The following is an 18,533-nucleotide window of genomic DNA, read 5'->3' as shown; positions in this document are numbered from 1 at the left end:
CCCTTAACCGATCTCGACGACAGTGTCGGACACGAACTGATAGGGCGGCACGACCAGATTGGCCGGAGCGGGCCCGCGGCGGATACGACCCGATGTGTCGTAGTGGGACCCGTGGCAGGGACAGAACCAGCCATCGAAATCGCCAGATTCACCCACCGGCACGCAGCCGAGATGGGTGCAGTTGGCGACCATGATCAGCCACTCCTCGTGCCCTTCGAGCACGCGCTCTTCATCGGATTCGGGGTCCTTGAGATCGGAGAGCGGAACCGCCCGCGCTTCTTCGATCTCGGCTGCGGTACGGTGTCGCACGAAAACCGGCAGGCCGCGCCACAGGATCGTCACCGAAGATCCTTCCGCAACCGAGGAAACGTCGAACCGGATCGAGGCCAGCGCCAGAACGGACGCATCGGGATTCAACTGATGGATGAGCGGCCATGCCGCCCCCGCTACTCCAACCGCACCGACGGCACCGGTCGCGATATACAAAAAATCGCGCCGCGTCGCCTTTGATTCACTCGCTGTCGCCAAAGTTCTAGATCCCCAAAAAGGCCTGTTAAGACAAGTCATTAGACCGACGGGCCCCGCTGGGATATTCGCACGGATGCACGTCTAGACCCCCGCCGCCGTGAGGCGGTGCGGATTTCGGGCCCCCTTTTTGCACTGTCTCATTGACTTGTCCAGCCTCCGGGACCGTGACGTGATCAATCTGCGGCACTATACCCAATTCACTTTTCACAGCTTTTTGTGATGGGACGTTCCGGTGCCGCTCGCTCTCGCCCTTTACCAACCCGATATCGCCCTCAATACGGGCACTTTGCTGCGACTCGGCGCCTGCCTGGGCGTGCCGGTACACATCGTCCACCCCACCGGCTTCCCCTTCTCCCGCGCGGCGCTCAAGCGTTCGGGCATGGACTATCTCGACAGCGTGGAGATGGTCGAACATTCAAGCTATGACCGGTTCGACGCTTGGCGCCGTGCCGAAAAACGCCGCCTGGTGCTTCTGACCACCAAGGCGAGCGAGCCCCTTCACAATGCCGTGTACCGAGAGGGCGACATCCTGATGGTCGGCCGTGAAAGCGCCGGCGTTCCGCCCGAGGTCGCCGCCGATGCCGATCTGCGCATCCGCATCCCGATGCGTCCGCAAGCCCGCTCGCTCAATGTCGCCATCTCCGCGGCGCTGGCCCTGGGCGAGGCCATGCGGCAGACCGACGGCTTTGCCGGCCTCGCCTGAACGGGAAACCGATTGATTTCCATCAAACAGCCGCGACACGCTCTGGAGCATGGTCTCGATACCCTCAACATGCTACGGACCCGGCACACAATGACGACCATGCCGAAAATGACTGCAATGCCCCTGCCCGACGATATCGAAGACAAGAAAACCCGTGCCAGCGCCTGGTTCCGCCAGGTCCGGGACGATCTCTGTGCCGCGATCGAAACGCTCGAAGATCAGGTCGCCGGCCCCCATGCCGATCGCGCCCCGGGCCGTTTCGAGCGCGAGATATGGAATCGTCCCGCCGGTGGTGGCGGTGAGATGTCGATCATCCAGGGCCGCGTTTTCGAAAAGATGGGCGTTCACATCTCCACCGTGTTCGGAGAGTTCTCGCCCGAATTCGCCAAGCAGATTCCGGGCACCGAAGACAGCCCGCAATTCTGGGCCTCGGGCATTTCGGTCATCGGCCACCCCTGGAATCCCAACGTTCCCGCCGTGCACATGAACACGCGCATGGTGGTCACCTCCAATTGGTGGTTCGGCGGCGGCGGCGATCTGACCCCGGTGCTCGATGCCCGCCGCACCCAGACCGACCCCGACTCCGTCGATTTCCACGCCGCCATGAAATCGGCCTGCGATGCGCATCCGCAGGTCGATTACCAGCGGTACAAGGACTGGTGCGACGAGTATTTCTATCTTCCCCACCGCAAGGAACCACGCGGCATCGGCGGCATCTTCTACGACCGCCACAACAGCGGCGATTGGGAGGCCGATTTCGCCTTCACTCAGGACGTGGGCCGGCGGTTCGTCGAAATCTATCCCGAACTGGTGCGCCGCAACTTCAACACCCCCTGGACCGAGGAGCAGCGGCACGAACAACTCGTCCGGCGCGGCCGGTATGTGGAGTTCAACCTGCTCTACGACAGGGGCACGACCTTCGGTCTCAAGACCGGTGGCAACGTCAATTCCATCCTGTCCTCGATGCCGCCCGAAGTCCGCTGGCCCTGAAGGAGGGAACCGCGACCTATTGCTGCCCGTTTCATGGGTAACAATTCCTCGTGCAACACGACGTAGGGAGAACAACCATGAAACGCTTTGACGGTGGATCGCTGGTTCCCGGTGCGACCTGGCACGCGACGGCGGAAACCGAGGCGGAAGTCGTCCGCAAGGCCGTTGAACGGCTTAAATCCGAGCACGGCGAAACCGAGATCCGTCCCGATATGGTCGAGCGGATCAAGGAGCGTATCTTCGAGGTGCAGACGCACCACTGACAACTAAGGCTGCCGGACCTGTTCGAGCAGTCCATCGCGGTCCAGCTCGAACCGGGACTCGATCCATAGCCTTTCCAGTCGTTTGAGCTCGGCCCCGACCTCGGGGCCGGGCTTCATGCCGTGCGCGAGCAGGTCGGCCCCCGAGATCGGAAAATTCCGAGACCCGATGCCTTCGACCGCCGAAATCGCCTCGTTCATCCAGGCAGGGGCGTGCTGGTCGAGCGCCGTCGCGAGCGCGATCGCCTGTGTTTTTCGCTCTGGATGGCGGTACGCCAGTTCCGCCCAGTTCGCCGCGCGCGCAAGCGCGAGAGCGGCGGTCAATTGGCCCAGGCTCGACATCGTCGCATTGGAAAGACGCCACTTAACCCGCAAGGCAGCCACTTGCTCGCCGGCGAGTTCCATCGCCGCCAGGCGCATGTCGGCCGCTATGGGAAGCGGGAGCGCTTCGAGCCGCTCGAGTGCCTTGAGCACCGGCGGGGAAAACAATGCCGCAGCCAAAACGCCTACCCCTACCATGGCGGCCAATGTGGCCGCACATTTCGGCTGCGCCAGAAGCCGCATCATCTCGCTGCCCACTCTTTCCGCCGAAAGCGCCCCCAGTTCACCGGCCGCGCGCCCGCAAGCAGCAAGCGCTTGCTCTTCGAGCCTTTGCTCTCCGTGGCTGGCCGCAAAGCGGAAGTAGCGATAGACCCGCAGCCGGTCCTCGGCGATCCGCGCATCGGGATCGCCGATGAACCTCACCCGCCGCTCAAGGCAATCTTCCAACCCGCCGAGCGGATCGAACAGCGTGCCATCGACTCCGCAATAGAGCGCGTTCATCGTAAAGTCCCGCCGGCGCGCGTCCTCGGTCCAGTCGGTGCCGAACGCCACCCTGGCGTGGCGGCCGAACGTCTCGACGTCGCGCCGCAAGGTCGTCACCTCGACAGCCCTCCCGTCATGTACGAGCGTCACGGTGCCGTGCTCGACGCCAGTAGGATGGGCACCCAATCCCGCCGCCTTGCCGCGTGCCAAAACCTCATCGGGCGTAAGTTCGGTCGCCATGTCGATATCGGTCGACCCGCGCGGGCGCCCCAAAAGCGTGTCGCGAACGATGCCCCCCACCGCCCGCGTCCGGCCCATTGCACCATCCAGGCAGTCGAACACCGGCCGGGCCGCATCCAGCCAATCGGCTTGCGCCAGGCGCGTCAGGGCTTGTTCACGCGACATGGCCGTCTCCAGCCAGAACCGTGTCCCGAAACCGGCGCGTCAGGTTGGCGGTGATCCCCCAGATCCTGTGGCCTTCGAAATCGATCTGCCAGCTCTCGCGTTTCTGGCCGCGATGGACGATGCGGAACGTCTGATAGCTCGCTTCTTGGACCAGCATGTCGAGCGGCACCTCGAACACCGCATCGACCTCTCCCGGATTGGGCACAAAAGGGGCGCGCGGCTCGACGATCGCCACGACGGGCGTGATGAAATAGTTCGTCCCGGTGTAATAGTAGGGCATATACCCGAGCACCTGCGCGTCCTCGGGATAAAGCGCCACCTCTTCATTGGCTTCGCGCAGCGCGGCATAAGCGGCGTCGTGATCCTCGGGATCGATCCGCCCGCCGGGAAAAGCCACCTGCCCCGAATGCTTGCGCAATCCTCCTGACCGCCGGGTATAAAGCACGTTATAGCCCGATCCCCGCCGCACCAGCGCGATCAGCACCGCAGCGGGAACGGGCGGCTCGTTGCCCAACTCCTCGAGCACGAAATCGGCAACGAGATCCCCGGCATCGGGCATCGGTTCGGGAGCCGGCAAAAGCCGCGTCACGATTTGCCTGATATCACTTTCGCTCGACATTCTTCCCCGCAGCACACCCACCTTTGGTGGCGCTATACCCAGGGCAGAACGTCCCCGGTCAATTTTCCCGCCATGTTCTGGTCGTGAGATTGGACCAGCACGCGGGAGGGATCAACGGGCCCCGGAAACCGGATGGCGCTGGAGACGGTCGGCACGAAACCGAGCGGTCCGTAATAAGCGTAGTCGCCGACCAGCAGAACGAAGGCGATGCCGGGCCGCGCCAGCGCAAGATCGCATACGTGGCGCACCAGAGCCCGTCCGGCGCCTTGCTTGCGGAACCCCGGATCGGTCATCAGCGGTCCGAGGAGATAGCCATTGATCCCGCCGACGCTGATCGGGGTCATGCGCACGCTGGCGGCACGTTCACCCCCGATTTCGGCGATATAGGAAAATTCCGGATCGACGGCGATGCGCTCACGGACCCTGAATGCGGCCCTGGCAAAGCGCCCCGGTCCGAACGATACCTCGTGCAGCGCTTCGATCCACGCGTCATCCTCAGGCGCTTCGAGCCTGATGTCGAGCGCGGCAGGCGTAGGGACGGTTGCAGCCGGGAGCGGCGAAGTGGCAGTCATGGTCACATTTATCCAGATCGATGAAGGCAATACGACGACGTCGCGCAGCGAGCGCGTTTCAAAGTCGTCGAATGTCTCGTTCGATGCTGAACACTGGTGCCGGACTCCTGTTCGAGGCCAGCGACCGATGTAGCACCCCCGTGGGTTGCGGTCCATCGAAAATCTCTTCGAACACCGCGTTCACGCCAGGCCCCCTAATAATCGAGAACAATCCCGCTAGATTGGCCGTTAACGACGACAAGCGCGAAAGGAAAATCCCGATGGGCCAGTTGATCGACGGCAAGTGGTCGACCCAGTGGTACGACACAAAATCGACGGGCGGAAAATTCAAGCGTTCAGAATCTGCCTTCCGCAACTGGGTCACGGCCGACGGTTCAGCCGGCCCCACCGGCGAGGCCGGCTTTGCCGCTGAAAGCGGGCGCTATCATCTCTATGTTTCCTACGCGTGCCCCTGGGCTCACCGCACCCTCTTGTTCCGCGTGCTCAAGGAACTCGAGGACCACATCTCTGTATCGGTCGTCTCCCCCAAGATGCCCGACGAAACCGGGTGGGCCTTCACAGGCGAACTCGGCTCGGACACCGACATGCTCAACGGCGCCGACTATCTCTGGCAGGTCTACACCAAGGCCAAGCCTGACTACACCGGCCGGGTGACGGTCCCAGTGCTCTGGGACAAGCACACCCAAACCATCGTCTCCAACGAAAGCGCCGACATCATCCGGATGCTGAACTCCGCTTTCGATGGCATTACCGGCAACCGTCTCGACTTCTACCCCAAGGACAAGCGGGAGGAGATCGACCGGCTCAACGCCCGGATCTATGACGACATCAATAACGGCGTCTACAAGGCCGGGTTCGCTACCACCCAAGAAGCCTATAGCGAGGCGGTCATCAAGCTTTTCGACGCACTCGACTGGGTCGAGGGTATCCTGGAGCAACAGCCCTTTCTGGCGGGCACCGCGCCGACGGAAGCCGATTGGCGCCTCGTGACCACGCTCATGCGGTTCGACGCCGTCTATGTCGGGCATTTCAAATGCAATATCCGGCGGATCGCCGATTATCCGCACCTTTCAAAATACCTCAAAACCCTTTGTGACTGGCCGGGCGTGGCGGGCACCGTTCATATCGACCACATCAAGACCCACTATTATTGGAGCCACACCACCATCAATCCGCACCGGATCATCCCCGAGGGGCCGGAGCTCGATTTTCTTGAGTAGCACTACCACTTGCTCGCGGGAGGCCGTCCCTCGATGATCTCGCTCAGGCGCCGGGCAGCACCCGGCGCCATCTCGGGCGGCAAGTCGTCGAACGCAAACCAGCCGATCTCGGCAATCTCCTTATTGGGCACGAACGGACGGGATTCGTGCGCAGCGCGCGCGACGAAGACGGCGACGTGGTCGCGATCGGTATAGATGGTGGCGTGGTAGAGACCCTGTAGCGTCATGGGGCCGTCGATCGCGAAGCCCGTTTCCTCGAACACCTCCCGTCGCGCCGCCTCCTCGGCGCTCTCTCCGGGATCGACGCCACCGCCGGGGAGCTGCCAACCGGCCACGTAGCCGTGCCGTACCAGCAGGACCTTGCCGTCCACCAGAACCGCAGTGCGCGCGCCCAGCGTCAGGTGCTTGTAAATCCCGACTGCCCGCAGCATGAGCCCGAACTTGAATCGTTGCCAGTTCGACAATCACAACTCCTTTACCCAACCCATTACAAACTGTGGCAAACCCTTCTATCGGCCATTTTCTTGCCACTGGCAGCGTGCCATTACTGGCGCTCAATGATGACGCTCGCGCACATATCGGACATCCATCTTTCGCCCCTGCCACACCCCAGCCTCAAGGATCTCGCCTCCAAGCGGATCACCGGCTGGCTCAATTGGCAACTCAGCCGCGCCCGCATGATGCGCCGGGATACGCTTTCCGCTCTCATTGCGCACCTCAAATCCCACCAGCCCGACATGACCGCCGTAACCGGCGATCTGGTCAATCTCGCGCTCGATGAGGAAACGGCACGGGCCGCCAATTGGCTTTCGGCATTAGGCAAGCCGGAGACCGTGTGCGCAATACCCGGAAACCACGACGCTTATGTCAGCGGAGCACTCCCGGTCGCGCTTTCCGCCTACGGGCCCTACATGTCCGGTGAAACCCTGGACGAAAACCCCTTTCCCTATGTGCGGCGCTTCGGACAGGTCGCCCTTGTTGGCCTTTCAAGCGCCGTCGCGACCCTGCCCTTCGTTGCAGCCGGCAAGCTTGGCCGCGAACAGATCGCCCGCTGCGCGCGCATCCTCAAGCTCTTGGGTGACGCGGGTTATTTTCGCGTGGTGATGATCCACCATCCCCCCAACCACGAACTCGCCCGCTCCCGGCGCCTGGGGCTTTGGGATGGTCCCGACTTCCGTACCGCGCTCAAGGAAAACGGCGCCGAATTGGTCCTTCACGGCCATACGCACCTTTCCTCGATCAATTCGATCCCGGGTGCTGACAACGAGATCCCCGTGATCGGCGTCGCGGCGGCCTCATCGGCTCCCGAAGGTCACGACGCGCCCGGCCGCTACAACCTCTTCCGCATCGAGCGCGTGGGCAAGCAATGGTCTTGCATGATGCGCGAATACGGATATCAGAGAATAGGCGACGAGATCGCATTGCGGCTGCAAATGCGCATATACTGATTAGCGAACGCGCCAACCCAGGGCGGGACCATTGAACGATTCCCGATTCATCATCGAAGCTCCCCGGTTCGATCTCCTGACCGGCGAAGCCGTATTCACCTATCGGCTCGACGATTTTGAGTTCACTGAGATCCTGCGGTTCAATACAAGCAATATCGACCAAACACGGGCCGGTTCCGACGCCTTTGTTTCCTTGCTCGATCTGACCGCGGCGGTGTTGGGCGTGAGCTATTTCAAGCTGGGCGCTCCCTTCGAGATCGATGCCACCGCCTTGGGATTTTCCCAGGCGCAGCAAGCATTTCTGCTCGATGTCTATGAAAATGGACTCGGTGAATTCTACGCCCGAAACGATCTGAAACGCTTCGGCCGCCTCTCCCTCACCGCCGGCCCCGCCCGCGACCTCAACCCGATCGCCCTCCCCGACAAATCGCTAGTTCTGATCGGCGGCGGCAAGGATTCCCTGGTCAGCGTCCAGCTTCTCGAACGTGCCGGCCTGGACCTGACGCTCTTTGCCGTAAACCCCAAAGGCCCCATCCTTTCGACCAGCGAACGCTCGGGTCTTCCCTTCATTTCGGTCGAACGCATTCTCGATCCCGAGATGATCCGCCTCGGCCAGCAGCCCGGTTTCTATAACGGCCACGTTCCCTCGACCGCCATCAACTCCATGATCGCGGCCCTGGCCAGCCTGCTCTATGGCTTTGATAAGATTGTGCTTTCCAACGAACGCTCGGCCAGCGAGGGCAATGTCGAGTTCGACGGACGCCTCGCCAATCACCAGCATTCGAAGTCCCTCGATTTCGAACGCGCCATCGCCGACACCCTCTCGTCGGCAACCGGCGGCGCGCTGCAATACTTCTCCCTGCTGCGCCCCTATTCAGAAGCGCGGATCGGCCAGCTTTTTGCCCGCTCAACGCGCTATGACGACGTGTTTTCAAGCTGCAACCGCAATTTCCGCCTCGCAGGTCATAACGGCCCGCTCTGGTGCGGAAAGTGCCCCAAATGCCATTTCGTCTTCCTGATCCTGGCTCCGCACATGGACCGGGCAAGGCTTGAAGCCATTTTCGGCCAGAACGTTCTCGACAACCCCGACAATATCGGCCCCTACCGTGAACTTACCGGGCTGATCGGCCACAAACCCTGGGAATGTGTCGGCGAAATCCTGGAGGCCGCGGCCTGTCTCTGGCACATCGCCGATGACCCTCAATGGCGCGACACCGCCGTGCCCAGAGCCCTTAGGCCCGAGCTGGAAGCATTCTACGGCGCCGCGCGCCTCCAATGGGCATATCAAGAGCTGATGACCGACAGCAGCGACCATCTCATCCCCCAAGATATCGAAACGGCGGTAGCTCCTCATGCAAATTGACGGCCCCGTACTTCTCTACGGCGCTGGCCGCGAGGCCCGCTCCACAGCGGATTTTCTGCGCCGGACCTATCCGAACTTGGAACTGTTCGTGACCAGCGACGACGGATCGGCCGAAATCGAGGGGGCAACCTTCATTTCGCCCGAGGATGCACAGAAGGTTTCCCGGTTCGGCACGATCGTCAAAAGCCCTGGCGTTTCGCTTTACAAACCTGTCTTTGATGCGGCTCGCGCAGCCGGCGTTCCGATCACATCCAACCTCAATCTCTGGGGAGCTCATTTCCGCAATGGCCGCACCGTGGTTGCCATTTCGGGAACCAAGGGCAAATCGACCACTGCCACCCTCGTCCACCTGATGCTCAAGCATTCCGGGGTCGATGTGGTTCTGGCCGGTAACGTCGGAATTCCCCCGCTCGACGCGGCCGGAACGGCCGAGACGGTTGTTCTCGAACTCTCCTCCTACCAGACCGCTGATATCGACTTCGCCCCCGACATCGCAGCGATTTCCAACCTCTATCCCGAGCATGTCGACTGGCATGGCGGGCTCGACAGATACTACAATGACAAGCTCAATCTGATCACCAAGGGCCCGCGTCTTGTTGCCATTGGACCGCAGGCTGCGACGGTCGAACGCGTCATCAAGTCCATTCCTGCCGGAACTGCCCGCGTCCCGGCCCTCGACGTCGAATTGAGCGATGCCATCCTCATGGCCGCGATGAATTCGCGTCTCAAGGGTGCCCACAACCACGACAATGCTCGACTTGCCGCCGCCATCGCACTGGCTGCCGGTGCATCGCGTGAGGGCATTTTCGCTGGCATCGAAGCTTTCGTGCCGCTCCCGCATCGGCTTGAGGAGTTGATGATGGGTGATATTCTTTTCGTCGATGACTCGATTTCCACCACCCCCGAGGCCACAAAAGTGGCACTCGCGGCCTATAAGGGCAAAAAGATCGCGCTGATCGCCGGAGGCCATGAACGCCAGCAGGACTATACCGATCTCGCCAATCTCATGGGTCTAACAAGCGTCGTCATGCTGTGTTCCCTGCCCGTAACCGGACCCCGGCTCGCTCAAGCCGTGCGTGAAAATGCACCCATTCCGGTTGCGGAATGCTCGACGCTTGATGAAGCTATGCAGGCCCTGGCGTCTGCCGGCCATGTTTTCGATACCGTCATACTCTCGCCGGGCGCGCCGAGCTATAACCAGTTCAAGAACTTCGAAGAGCGCGGGGACAGGTTCAAGGCCCTCGCACGGCAATATTTCGGTTAACGTTTAATGACTTATCTCTATCTTCTCTGCGCCATTGTCGCAGAGGTCGTTGCCACGTCCGCGCTTCGGGCCACGAACGGCTTTACCAACCTCCTGCCCTCCATAATCGTTGTCGTAGGCTATGCAGCGGCATTTTATTTCCTGTCATTGACGCTGCGCGCGCTGCCGGTGGGCATCGCCTATGCGATCTGGTCGGGCCTCGGCATTGTGCTGATCTCGATCGTGGGTTGGGTCGTCTACAAGCAGGCTCTGGATCTCCCCGCGGTGGTCGGCATGGGACTGATCATCGCGGGCGTCATCGTGATCAACGCCTTTTCGCGCGCCGGACACTAGCCTTCCAAAGGGCGCTAGACGAGCTTTGATATGCTCGCGAACTTCGCTTCGAGTTCGGCCTGCATCTCCTTGGCTTTGGCCTGCAGTCGTGCCTGAGCGTTTTGGGCCGCAAGTTCCCCTATACCTTGAATCTGGAGAGTGGCCGCTCTCTGAAATCCGGCGGCGAGCGCATTTGAGCGAGCCATGAAGTCTTCCATGTTCTGGCGTCGCTTGGCGCGTGCAGCCTGCATCTCCTCCCAAGCTGATTGCTTGGGAGCCCAATTCATCTTCTTGAAGCCGCTGACACCTGCCATGGGCCCGAGCGTAAGCGCAGGGCTTTTAACATTGCGTTAGCAATCACGCCGGCGCGAACTCGGGCTTGATCTCTTCGAGCTCGATCAACGTGCCATCGAAATCCTTGGGATGCAGGAATACCACGGGCAAGCCGTGAGCGCCCCGCTTCGGTTGCCCATCCCCCAGGACACGTGCACCGCTCTCGATGAGAACACGCAAAGCCGCCGCCAGATCACCAACCTCGTAGCAGATGTGATGCATGCCCCCGTCCGGGTGCCGCTCAAGGAAGTCGGCAATCGGCGAAGCTTCGCCCAGCGGCTCAAGCAATTCGACCTTTGTGTTGCCCGTATCAATGAAGACCACCCGCACCCCATGCTCCGGCAGGCTTTGTGGCTCGGAAACCCTGGCGTCGAGCAGATCGCGATAGCGCGCTGCGGACCGCTCCAGGTCTGGCACCGCTATGGCGATGTGATTCACGCGCCCGATCATCGGTTGGATAACTTTCCCTCGATCCGGTCGAGCACGGCAAAGGCCGCATCGAGCACGTTGGTTCCGGGCCCGAAAATCTCGGCCACGCCTGCCTTAAAAAGGAAATCGTAATCGCCTGTCGGGATGACTCCACCGACAAAGACCGGCACCTCGGCACGTTCGCGCTCCCTTATCGCCATGATCAATTCCGGTACCAGCGTTTTGTGCCCCGCCGCGAGCGATGAGACCCCCACCGCGTCGACACCAAGCGCTTCGGTGTGCGCAGCAACTTCCGAGGGCGTTTCGAACAGGCTTCCCATATGCACGCAAAAACCCATATCGGTGAACGCGGTCGCGATCACCTTCGCCCCGCGATCGTGCCCATCCTGCCCCATCTTGGCGATGAAGATCGCAGGCGGTCGTCCGTGCCGGTCCGAAAACGCGGCGATCCTTTCTTTCGCCTCGCTGAACTGCGGATCGCCTCGGTATTGATCGCTGTAGACGCCGGAAAGCACACGCGTATCAGCCTCGTAGCGGCCGAACACCTCTGCCATGGCCTCTGAAATCTCGCCCAGCGTGGCCCGCGCCCGAACGGCTTCGATGGCCGCGGCCAAAAGGTTTCCCTCGTCCTTGGCCGCGTATTCGCGCAAGCCAGCCAGCGCCGACCTGCACCGGGCATCATCCCGATTGCGGCGAACATCGTCCAGCCGCTGGATCTGAGCAGCTCGCACCCGGGCATTATCGATTTCGAGCGTTGGTATGGGTATCTCGGTCTCCAGACGATACCGGTTGACGCCCACGATCACCTCTTCGCCCCGATCGACCGCAGCCTGCCGGATAGTTGCGGCCTTTTCGATGGCCAGCTTGGGTTCGCCTGATTGCACCGCGCGGGTCATCCCGCCCTGCGCTTCGATCTCGGCAATCAGGGCGCCCGCCTTCTCGACGAGCTGCTCGGTTAGCGCTTCGACGTAGTAGGAGCCCCCCAGCGGATCGACCACGTCGGTGATCTTGGTTTCATGCTGGAGGATCAATTGCGTATTGCGGGCGATCCGCGATGAGGTTTCGCTCGGCAGCGCGATGGCCTCATCGAACGAATTGGTGTGCAGGCTCTGTGTGCCTCCAAGCACCGCCGCCAGTGCCTCATAGGCGGTGCGCACGATATTGTTGTAGGGGTCCTGCTCTGTCAGCGACACGCCTGATGTCTGGCAGTGCGTCCGCAGCATCTTGGAGCGGACATCCGTTGCTCCCAGATCGGTCATGATCCTGGACCACAGCGTACGCGCCGCCCGCAGCTTGGCCACTTCGACGAAGAAATTCATCCCGATGCCGAAAAAGAAGCTCAGCCGGCCGGCGAACTTGTCGATATCGAGCCCGCGCGCTTGCGCAGCGCGCACATATTCCATTCCATCGGCCAGGGTATAGGCCAACTCCTGGATCGCCGTCGCCCCGGCCTCGTGCATGTGATAGCCCGAGATCGAAATGGAATTGAACTTCGGCATGTGGTCGGCGGTGTAGGAGATGATGTCTCCAACGATCCGCATGGATGGTTCGGGCGGATAGATATAGGTGTTTCGGACCATGAACTCCTTGAGAATGTCGTTCTGGATGGTCCCCGAGAGCTTCTCGGGCGGCACGCCCTGCTCTTCCGCCGCCACGATGAACATGGCCAGAACCGGGATCACGGCCCCGTTCATGGTCATCGATACGCTCATCTGGTCGAGTGGAATGCTATCAAAGAGGATTTTCATATCCTCGATGGAATCGATCGCAACCCCCGCCTTGCCAACATCGCCCGCGACCCGCGGATGATCGGAATCATATCCCCGATGAGTGGCAAGATCGAAGGCAACCGAAAGCCCCTTCTGTCCCTGCTCGAGCGCCTGACGATAGAACCTGTTGCTCTCTTCGGCCGTCGAAAACCCAGCATATTGCCGGATCGTCCAGGGCCTGTTGGCATACATCGTCGCCCTGATCCCGCGGGTAAATGGCTCGGCGCCGGGGATGGCCTTATCCTGCCCAAAATAAACGGGCTCAACGGACAGGCCGCCATAATCGCGGTTCAAGGTATCGACCGGGACATCGCGCAGTTCTCCGCTGGCGATATGAGACCAGACATCGCGCGCGCCCTTGCTCATCACACCGCCTCGAACTCCATGATCACGGCATCAACTGTCAGGATGTCGCCCGCCCCGGCGTTGATCCTGGCAACACGTGCCCGCCGCTCGGCCCTGAGGACGTTTTCCATCTTCATGGCTTCGACGATAGCCAGGCTTTGCCCCTCCTCGACCACATCGCCCTCAGCGACATCCATCCGCAGGATCTGCCCCGGCATGGGACACACCAAAAAGCGGCTCATATCGGGAGGCGCCTTGTTCGGCATGATCCGCATGAGATCGGCAACATGCGGCATGACCACCTTGGCGGTGATATCGGCTCCACGATAGCGCATCCGGAAGCCCGAGGTGATCCGGTCCATCTTGACATAGAGTGTACGCCCGTCAATTTCTGTTGCCGTCAGGCTCGCGCCCGGCTGCCAGCCATCCTCGATCAGCAACCCTTGTCCGTGATCGGTCATCAGCACGAACGCTTCTCCGGACTTAGGGATCGAAAAGTCCCACCGCCGATCGCCAATGATGACGCTGCGCTCGGCGATAACATGCTCGCGCGTCAATGGTGTCGGCTCGAGAAATCCGCGCGTTTCGAGCTGGAAAGCGGCACGGCAGGCCAGCGCAGCCAAGGTCTGAAGCGTCTCGTCATCGAGTTCGACACCCGAAAAACCCGCTGGAAATTCCTCGGCGATATAGCTCGTCGAAAGCCTTCCCTTACGGAACCTGTCCTGCTGCGTCACCGCCGCAAGAAACGGTATATTGTTGCCCACCCCCTCGATCTCCGATTGATCGAGCGCCACTGCCAACCCATCGATCGCTTCGGTTCGGGAAGGCGCCCAGGTAACGAGCTTGGCGATCATCGGGTCGTAGTAAGGACTGATTTCGCCCCCCTCCTCGACGCCGGTATCGTTGCGCACGACGAGTTGGGCCGAGGCTTCCTCGGTAGGTGGCCGGTAGCGCTTAAGCCTCCCTGTGGAAGGGAGGAAATTGCGATAGGGGTCTTCCGCATAAATCCGCGCTTCGACTGCCCAACCGTTGAACCGTATCTGCTCCTGGGTCCATCGCAGCTTCTGACCATCGGCGATCCGGAGCATCTCTTCGACAAGATCGAGCCCCGTTATCAGTTCGGTCACCGGATGCTCGACCTGCAGCCGCGTATTCATCTCAAGGAAGTAGAAGTTGCGGTCCTTGTCGACAATGAACTCAACGGTGCCGGCGCTGACATAATTGACAGCCTTTGCCAGCGCCACCGCCTGTTCGCCCATCTTGGCGCGCGTCGCGGCATCGAGGAACGGGGAAGGAGCTTCCTCTATGACCTTTTGGTTTCGCCGCTGGATCGAACATTCCCGCTCGCCAAGATGAATGCAGTTTCCCAGAGCATCGGCGAGAACCTGTATTTCGATATGCCGGGGCTGTTCGATATATTTCTCGATAAACACCCGGTCGTCGCCGAACGATGACGCCGCTTCCGATTTGGCCCGCTCGAACCCCTCGGCCACTTCGGCTTCGGACTTCACGATCCGCATACCCTTCCCGCCACCGCCGGCTGAGGCCTTGATCATTACCGGGTAGCCGATCTTACCGGCGATCGCCGCCGCCTCCTTGGCGTTCTCGATCAGCCCCATGTGGCCCGGCACGGTGGATACGCCGGCCTTCGCCGCGATCTTTTTGGACGTGATCTTGTCGCCCATCGCCTCGATCGCCTTGACCGGCGGGCCGATGAAATAAATGCCCTCCTGCCGCAGGCGTTCTGCAAATTCTGGGTTTTCCGAAAGGAACCCGTAGCCCGGATGGACGGCTACCGCGCCGGTCTGCTTGCAGGCGGCAATGATCCTGTCGATGTTGAGATAGCTTTCTCCTGCCGGCGCCGCCCCGACATGAACGGCTTCATCGGCCATCTTCACATGCAGAGCGTCGCGATCGGCATCGGAATAGATCGCCACCGTCTCAACGCCCATCCTACGCGCCGTCTTGATGATCCGACACGCAATCTCCCCGCGATTGGCTATGAGGATTCTGGAAAACATCAGGCAATCCTCACAACGGAATGTTCCCGTGCTTTTTAACCGGTCCCTGCGCCTTCTTGTGCCGCAGCGCCTCGAGTGCCCTCGCCACCCGCCGACGGGTGTTGTGCGGCATGATCACGTCGTCGATGAATCCCCGCTCCGCCGCCACGAACGGGTTGGCGAACCGGTCCTCATATTCCTTGGTCCGCGCCGCAATCTTGTCGGCATCGCCCAATTCGGAGCGATAGAGAATCTCGGTTGCGCCTTTCGCGCCCATAACGGCAATTTCGGCGCTCGGCCAGGCATAGTTCACATCCGCGCGGATGTGCTTTGAAGCCATCACGTCATAGGCCCCGCCATAGGCCTTGCGTGTGATCACCGTCACCTTGGGTACAGTGGCTTCGGCATAGGCGAACAGCAGTTTGGCCCCATGCTTGATGATACCGCCGTATTCCTGAGCCACGCCGGGCAGAAAGCCCGGAACGTCAACGAACGTCAGGACGGGAATTTCAAAACTGTCGCAGAACCGGATGAACCGCGCCGCCTTTTTCGAAGCGTTGATGTCTAGACATCCGGCCAGCACCATGGGCTGATTGGCAACAACGCCTACCGTCTGCCCGTTGAGCCGGATGAAACCGATCAGGATATTGCCCGCATGCTCCCGCTGCAGTTCGAGAAAATCGCCCTCATCGGCGACCTTTTCGATCACCTCCCGCATGTCGTAGGGGGTATTGGCATTGGCCGGGATCAGCGTATCGAGGCTGTCCTCGCGCCGGTCGATCTGATCGTTGGTGGCAACCCGCGGAGCGCGTTCGCGCGCCGAAAGCGGCAGGAAATCGAAAAGGCGGCGAACCTCGAGCAGCGTTTCAATGTCGTTTTCGAACGCTGCGTCAGCCACCGACGAAATCTTGGTGTGCGTCAAAGCTCCGCCCAATTCTTCATGGGTCACGCTCTCATTGGTCACCGTCTTGACCACGTCCGGCCCGGTCACGAACATGTAGCTGGTGTCCTTGACCATGTAGATGAAATCGGTCATGGCCGGCGAATAGACGGCACCACCCGCGCAGGGGCCCATGATCACCGAAATCTGTGGCACCGCACCCGAGGCCTGCACGTTACGCCAGAAGACTTCCGCATAGCCGCCCAGCGAGGCCACGCCCTCCTGAATCCGCGCCCCGCCGGAATCGTTCAGCCCGATGATGGGCGCCCCGTTTTGAACCGCCAGATCCATGATCTTGCAGATTTTCTGGGCGTGCGTTTCGCTCAGCGAGCCGCCGAATACGGTAAAGTCTTGCGAGAAAACGTAAGCCAGCCGTCCGTTGATCGTGCCCCAACCGGTTACCACCCCATCCCCCGGCACGATCTGCTCGTCCATGCCGAAATCCCGCGCACGGTGGGTGACGAACATGTCGTATTCTTCAAAACTTCCCGGATCGAGCAGAACAGCCAGCCGTTCGCGCGCCGTCAGTTTGCCCTTGCCATGCTGCGCCTCTATGCGCCTGGAGCCTCCGCCTAGGCGCGCGTCCTCGCGCCTTTTCTCGAGCGCATCGATGACATCCTGCATGTCGCCCCTCCATATCACGCCTGACACTAGCGCAATTTTCGCCTTTGGCGAGAGCCGAAGTTATTGAGAGTCCATGGCAATCGGTGCGGATCAGTGTTTGGGTTGAACGATCACCCGCCCCCTGATCTGGCCCGCGAGGATTTTTTCGGCAACTGCCGGAAGTTCCGCCAATCCCACCTCAGTGACCATGCGCTCATAGGCGGTGAAGCTGAAAATGCTCGCCAGCCTCTCCCACGCCGCGATGCGGCTTTCATAGGGCTGCATGACGCTGTCGATCCCGGCCAGGGTCACACCGCGCAGAACGAAGGGAATCACGCTCGCCGACCATTCATCGCCAGCCGCAAGCCCCACCGAGGCAACGCACCCGCCTTGATGCATCTGCTTGAGCAACTCGCCCAGCGGAGCGCCCCCGACATTGTCCACCGCCCCGATCCATTTGGTGCCAAGCAGCTTCTTAGATGATGGCGCGAGCACGTCTCGTCCGACGACCTCCCGAGCACCCAGGGCAATAAGATCATCTACGAGTTCGGGACGCCCGCTCATGGCGTGCACCTTGTAGCCGAGCCGGCCCAGCAATAGGGTGGCCATCGATCCCACGCCTCCACCCGCTCCAGTGACGAGAATATCGCCATCGCCCGGTTTGATGCCTTCCGACTTCAGTCGGTTGACGGCCAGCATTGCCGTAAGTCCTGCGGTGCCGAGCACCATTGCTTCCCGGGTGGAAAGTCCCTTGGGCAGCGGCACCAGCCAATCGGCGGACACCCGTGCCCGTGTCGCAAACCCACCCCAGTGCCATTCGCCCACCCGCCATCCGGTGAGTGCCACGGCCTGCCCCGGATGATATCTGGCATCGCTGCTCTCGATCACCCGACCAGCGAAATCCACGCCGCCGATATGAGGGTAGCTGCGCACCAACCCTCCGTGCCCAAGCAGAACCAGTCCATCCTTGTAGTTGAACCCAGCCCAGTCGATCCCGACCAGGACATTGCCCTCGGGCAATTCACCTTCGTCGACTTCTCTGACTTTGGAGACGATCGTTCCGCCCGCGGATTTGTCGCTAACCAGTGCCCTGAATGTCATGAGGTCCCTCCTTGGGGACATCACACCGCGAATTTCAGCCCGCGTCCAGTCGCATTCGTGTCGTTCACGCTCCCATTCACATCAGGCAATTTCCCGGCCTGTTTGCGATGGCTGGGAACCCATCCCAGATGGCCGCGTTCCGCTCGGAACCGAACCCCATCAAGAGGCGTGGTGCTGATGGTATTTGAACTGCGCGTGCAGGCGGCTCTGGATTAGGGCTCCGTTCAACGTCAATTCGGGCGTAGCCACCGCGTCCCCGGTTGCGTCCGATAGGGAGGAGTGAACTCCTTATGCGTCCCCCAAGGAACGTGTTTGCATCATTCCTCCCGCCCCTTTCGGCCTACGGCCGTGTTCTCGTCGCGGTTTGTCCCTCCCGAGCCGCGACATGAAGGACGGCGATCCCTTCGTTGACGATCGGCCGGACTTCATCGGGGAGAGGAAAACGTCCTCTCCAGCCATGTGACAAGGACACCTCTCCCCGCATCTTTTCCCCAGCTTCCCCACAGGGCTTGCCAGACGCAAATC

General features: G+C 61.2%; 19 protein-coding genes. 8 read left to right on the top strand and 11 right to left on the bottom strand.

Features of this window, described 5'->3' with window-relative positions; translation table 11 throughout:
• Positions 1-3: 3 nt before the first annotated feature.
• Positions 4-528, bottom strand: coding sequence for a ubiquinol-cytochrome c reductase iron-sulfur subunit (gene petA / locus NO934_RS12860; protein ID WP_375142758.1), 525 nt, complete (start codon positions 526-528; stop codon positions 4-6).
• Between the two features lie 232 nt (positions 529-760).
• Between petA and NO934_RS12855 the strand changes: the two genes are divergently transcribed.
• From NO934_RS12855 to NO934_RS12845, 3 genes are all read left to right on the top strand, one after another.
• Positions 761-1,231, top strand: a complete 471-nt coding sequence (locus NO934_RS12855) for a tRNA (cytidine(34)-2'-O)-methyltransferase (RefSeq protein WP_309160364.1) — start codon at positions 761-763, stop codon at positions 1,229-1,231.
• Between the two features lie 99 nt (positions 1,232-1,330).
• A complete protein-coding gene (gene hemF / locus NO934_RS12850) occupies positions 1,331-2,221 on the top strand; it encodes an oxygen-dependent coproporphyrinogen oxidase (protein WP_375143301.1) in 891 nt (296 codons plus the stop codon).
• Between the two features lie 77 nt (positions 2,222-2,298).
• Positions 2,299-2,484 (top strand): DUF1059 domain-containing protein, encoded by a 186-nt coding sequence (locus NO934_RS12845; RefSeq protein WP_309160363.1) that lies wholly within the window; start codon positions 2,299-2,301, stop codon positions 2,482-2,484.
• Between the two features lie 3 nt (positions 2,485-2,487).
• Here NO934_RS12845 and NO934_RS12840 read toward each other — a convergent pair whose 3' ends face one another.
• From NO934_RS12840 to NO934_RS12830, 3 genes are read right to left on the bottom strand one after another with little or no spacing between them, the layout of a single operon-like run.
• The gene (locus NO934_RS12840) at positions 2,488-3,690 is read right to left on the bottom strand and encodes a CCA tRNA nucleotidyltransferase (RefSeq protein ID WP_309160362.1); all 1,203 of its coding nucleotides are present in this window, start codon (positions 3,688-3,690) and stop codon (positions 2,488-2,490) included.
• On the bottom strand, positions 3,680-4,309 hold the full coding sequence (locus NO934_RS12835) for a CoA pyrophosphatase (protein WP_309160361.1): 630 nt from the start codon (positions 4,307-4,309) through the stop codon (positions 3,680-3,682). The genes NO934_RS12840 and NO934_RS12835 overlap by 11 nt, the downstream gene beginning before the upstream one ends.
• A gap of 32 nt (positions 4,310-4,341) precedes the next feature.
• Positions 4,342-4,881 (bottom strand): N-acetyltransferase, encoded by a 540-nt coding sequence (locus NO934_RS12830; protein WP_309160360.1) that lies wholly within the window; start codon positions 4,879-4,881, stop codon positions 4,342-4,344.
• A gap of 260 nt (positions 4,882-5,141) precedes the next feature.
• Here NO934_RS12830 and NO934_RS12825 point away from each other — a divergent pair, with 260 nt between their 5' ends.
• On the top strand, positions 5,142-6,101 hold the full coding sequence (locus NO934_RS12825; protein ID WP_309160359.1) for a glutathione S-transferase family protein: 960 nt from the start codon (positions 5,142-5,144) through the stop codon (positions 6,099-6,101).
• Between the two features lie 2 nt (positions 6,102-6,103).
• Here the strand turns inward: NO934_RS12825 and NO934_RS12820 are convergent, their stop codons facing one another.
• Positions 6,104-6,565 (bottom strand): NUDIX domain-containing protein, encoded by a 462-nt coding sequence (locus tag NO934_RS12820; protein ID WP_309160358.1) that lies wholly within the window; start codon positions 6,563-6,565, stop codon positions 6,104-6,106.
• Positions 6,566-6,661: 96 nt separating this feature from the next.
• Here NO934_RS12820 and NO934_RS12815 point away from each other — a divergent pair, with 96 nt between their 5' ends.
• Genes NO934_RS12815 through NO934_RS12800 form a run of 4 tightly spaced genes read left to right on the top strand, consistent with a single transcriptional unit; the run spans position 6,662 to position 10,509 of the window.
• Positions 6,662-7,549 carry a metallophosphoesterase gene (locus NO934_RS12815; protein WP_309160357.1) on the top strand — a complete coding sequence of 296 codons (888 nt, stop codon included), beginning with the start codon at positions 6,662-6,664 and terminating at the stop codon, positions 7,547-7,549.
• A gap of 31 nt (positions 7,550-7,580) precedes the next feature.
• Positions 7,581-8,912 carry a hypothetical protein gene (locus tag NO934_RS12810; protein WP_309160356.1) on the top strand — a complete coding sequence of 444 codons (1,332 nt, stop codon included), beginning with the start codon at positions 7,581-7,583 and terminating at the stop codon, positions 8,910-8,912.
• Entirely contained in the window at positions 8,902-10,176 is a 1,275-nt protein-coding gene (gene murD / locus NO934_RS12805) for a UDP-N-acetylmuramoyl-L-alanine--D-glutamate ligase (RefSeq protein WP_309160355.1), read from the top strand. The genes NO934_RS12810 and murD overlap by 11 nt, the downstream gene beginning before the upstream one ends.
• A 6-nt stretch (positions 10,177-10,182) precedes the next feature.
• A complete protein-coding gene (locus tag NO934_RS12800; protein ID WP_309160354.1) occupies positions 10,183-10,509 on the top strand; it encodes an SMR family transporter in 327 nt (108 codons plus the stop codon).
• Positions 10,510-10,523: 14 nt separating this feature from the next.
• On the opposite strand, the gene NO934_RS12795 is transcribed toward NO934_RS12800, so the two are convergent.
• From NO934_RS12795 to NO934_RS12770, 6 genes are all read right to left on the bottom strand, one after another.
• Positions 10,524-10,802, bottom strand: a complete 279-nt coding sequence (locus NO934_RS12795; protein WP_309160353.1) for a hypothetical protein — start codon at positions 10,800-10,802, stop codon at positions 10,524-10,526.
• A 43-nt stretch (positions 10,803-10,845) separates the two neighbouring features.
• Positions 10,846-11,271 carry a methylmalonyl-CoA epimerase gene (gene mce, locus NO934_RS12790; RefSeq protein ID WP_309160352.1) on the bottom strand — a complete coding sequence of 142 codons (426 nt, stop codon included), beginning with the start codon at positions 11,269-11,271 and terminating at the stop codon, positions 10,846-10,848.
• Positions 11,268-13,385: a methylmalonyl-CoA mutase gene (scpA, locus tag NO934_RS12785; protein ID WP_309160351.1), complete on the bottom strand. Its 2,118-nt coding sequence runs from the start codon at positions 13,383-13,385 to the stop codon at positions 11,268-11,270. Before scpA ends, mce begins: the two co-directional genes overlap by 4 nt.
• Positions 13,385-15,385, bottom strand: coding sequence for an acetyl/propionyl/methylcrotonyl-CoA carboxylase subunit alpha (locus NO934_RS12780; protein WP_309160350.1), 2,001 nt, complete (start codon positions 15,383-15,385; stop codon positions 13,385-13,387). Before NO934_RS12780 ends, scpA begins: the two co-directional genes overlap by 1 nt.
• A 10-nt stretch (positions 15,386-15,395) precedes the next feature.
• Complete coding sequence (locus NO934_RS12775; protein ID WP_309160349.1) at positions 15,396-16,928, bottom strand: acyl-CoA carboxylase subunit beta; 1,533 nt, start codon at positions 16,926-16,928, stop codon at positions 15,396-15,398.
• 90 nt (positions 16,929-17,018) lie between these two features.
• Positions 17,019-18,008: an acryloyl-CoA reductase gene (locus NO934_RS12770; protein WP_309160348.1), complete on the bottom strand. Its 990-nt coding sequence runs from the start codon at positions 18,006-18,008 to the stop codon at positions 17,019-17,021.
• Positions 18,009-18,533 lie beyond the last annotated feature (525 nt).

It is taken from the genome of Pelagibacterium sp. H642 (assembly GCF_031202855.1).
In the GTDB taxonomy this organism is placed as follows: Bacteria; Pseudomonadota; Alphaproteobacteria; order Rhizobiales; family Devosiaceae; genus Pelagibacterium.
The sequence above is the reverse complement of the archived record's forward strand: the minus strand, read 5'-3'. Positions and strand labels throughout refer to the sequence as shown.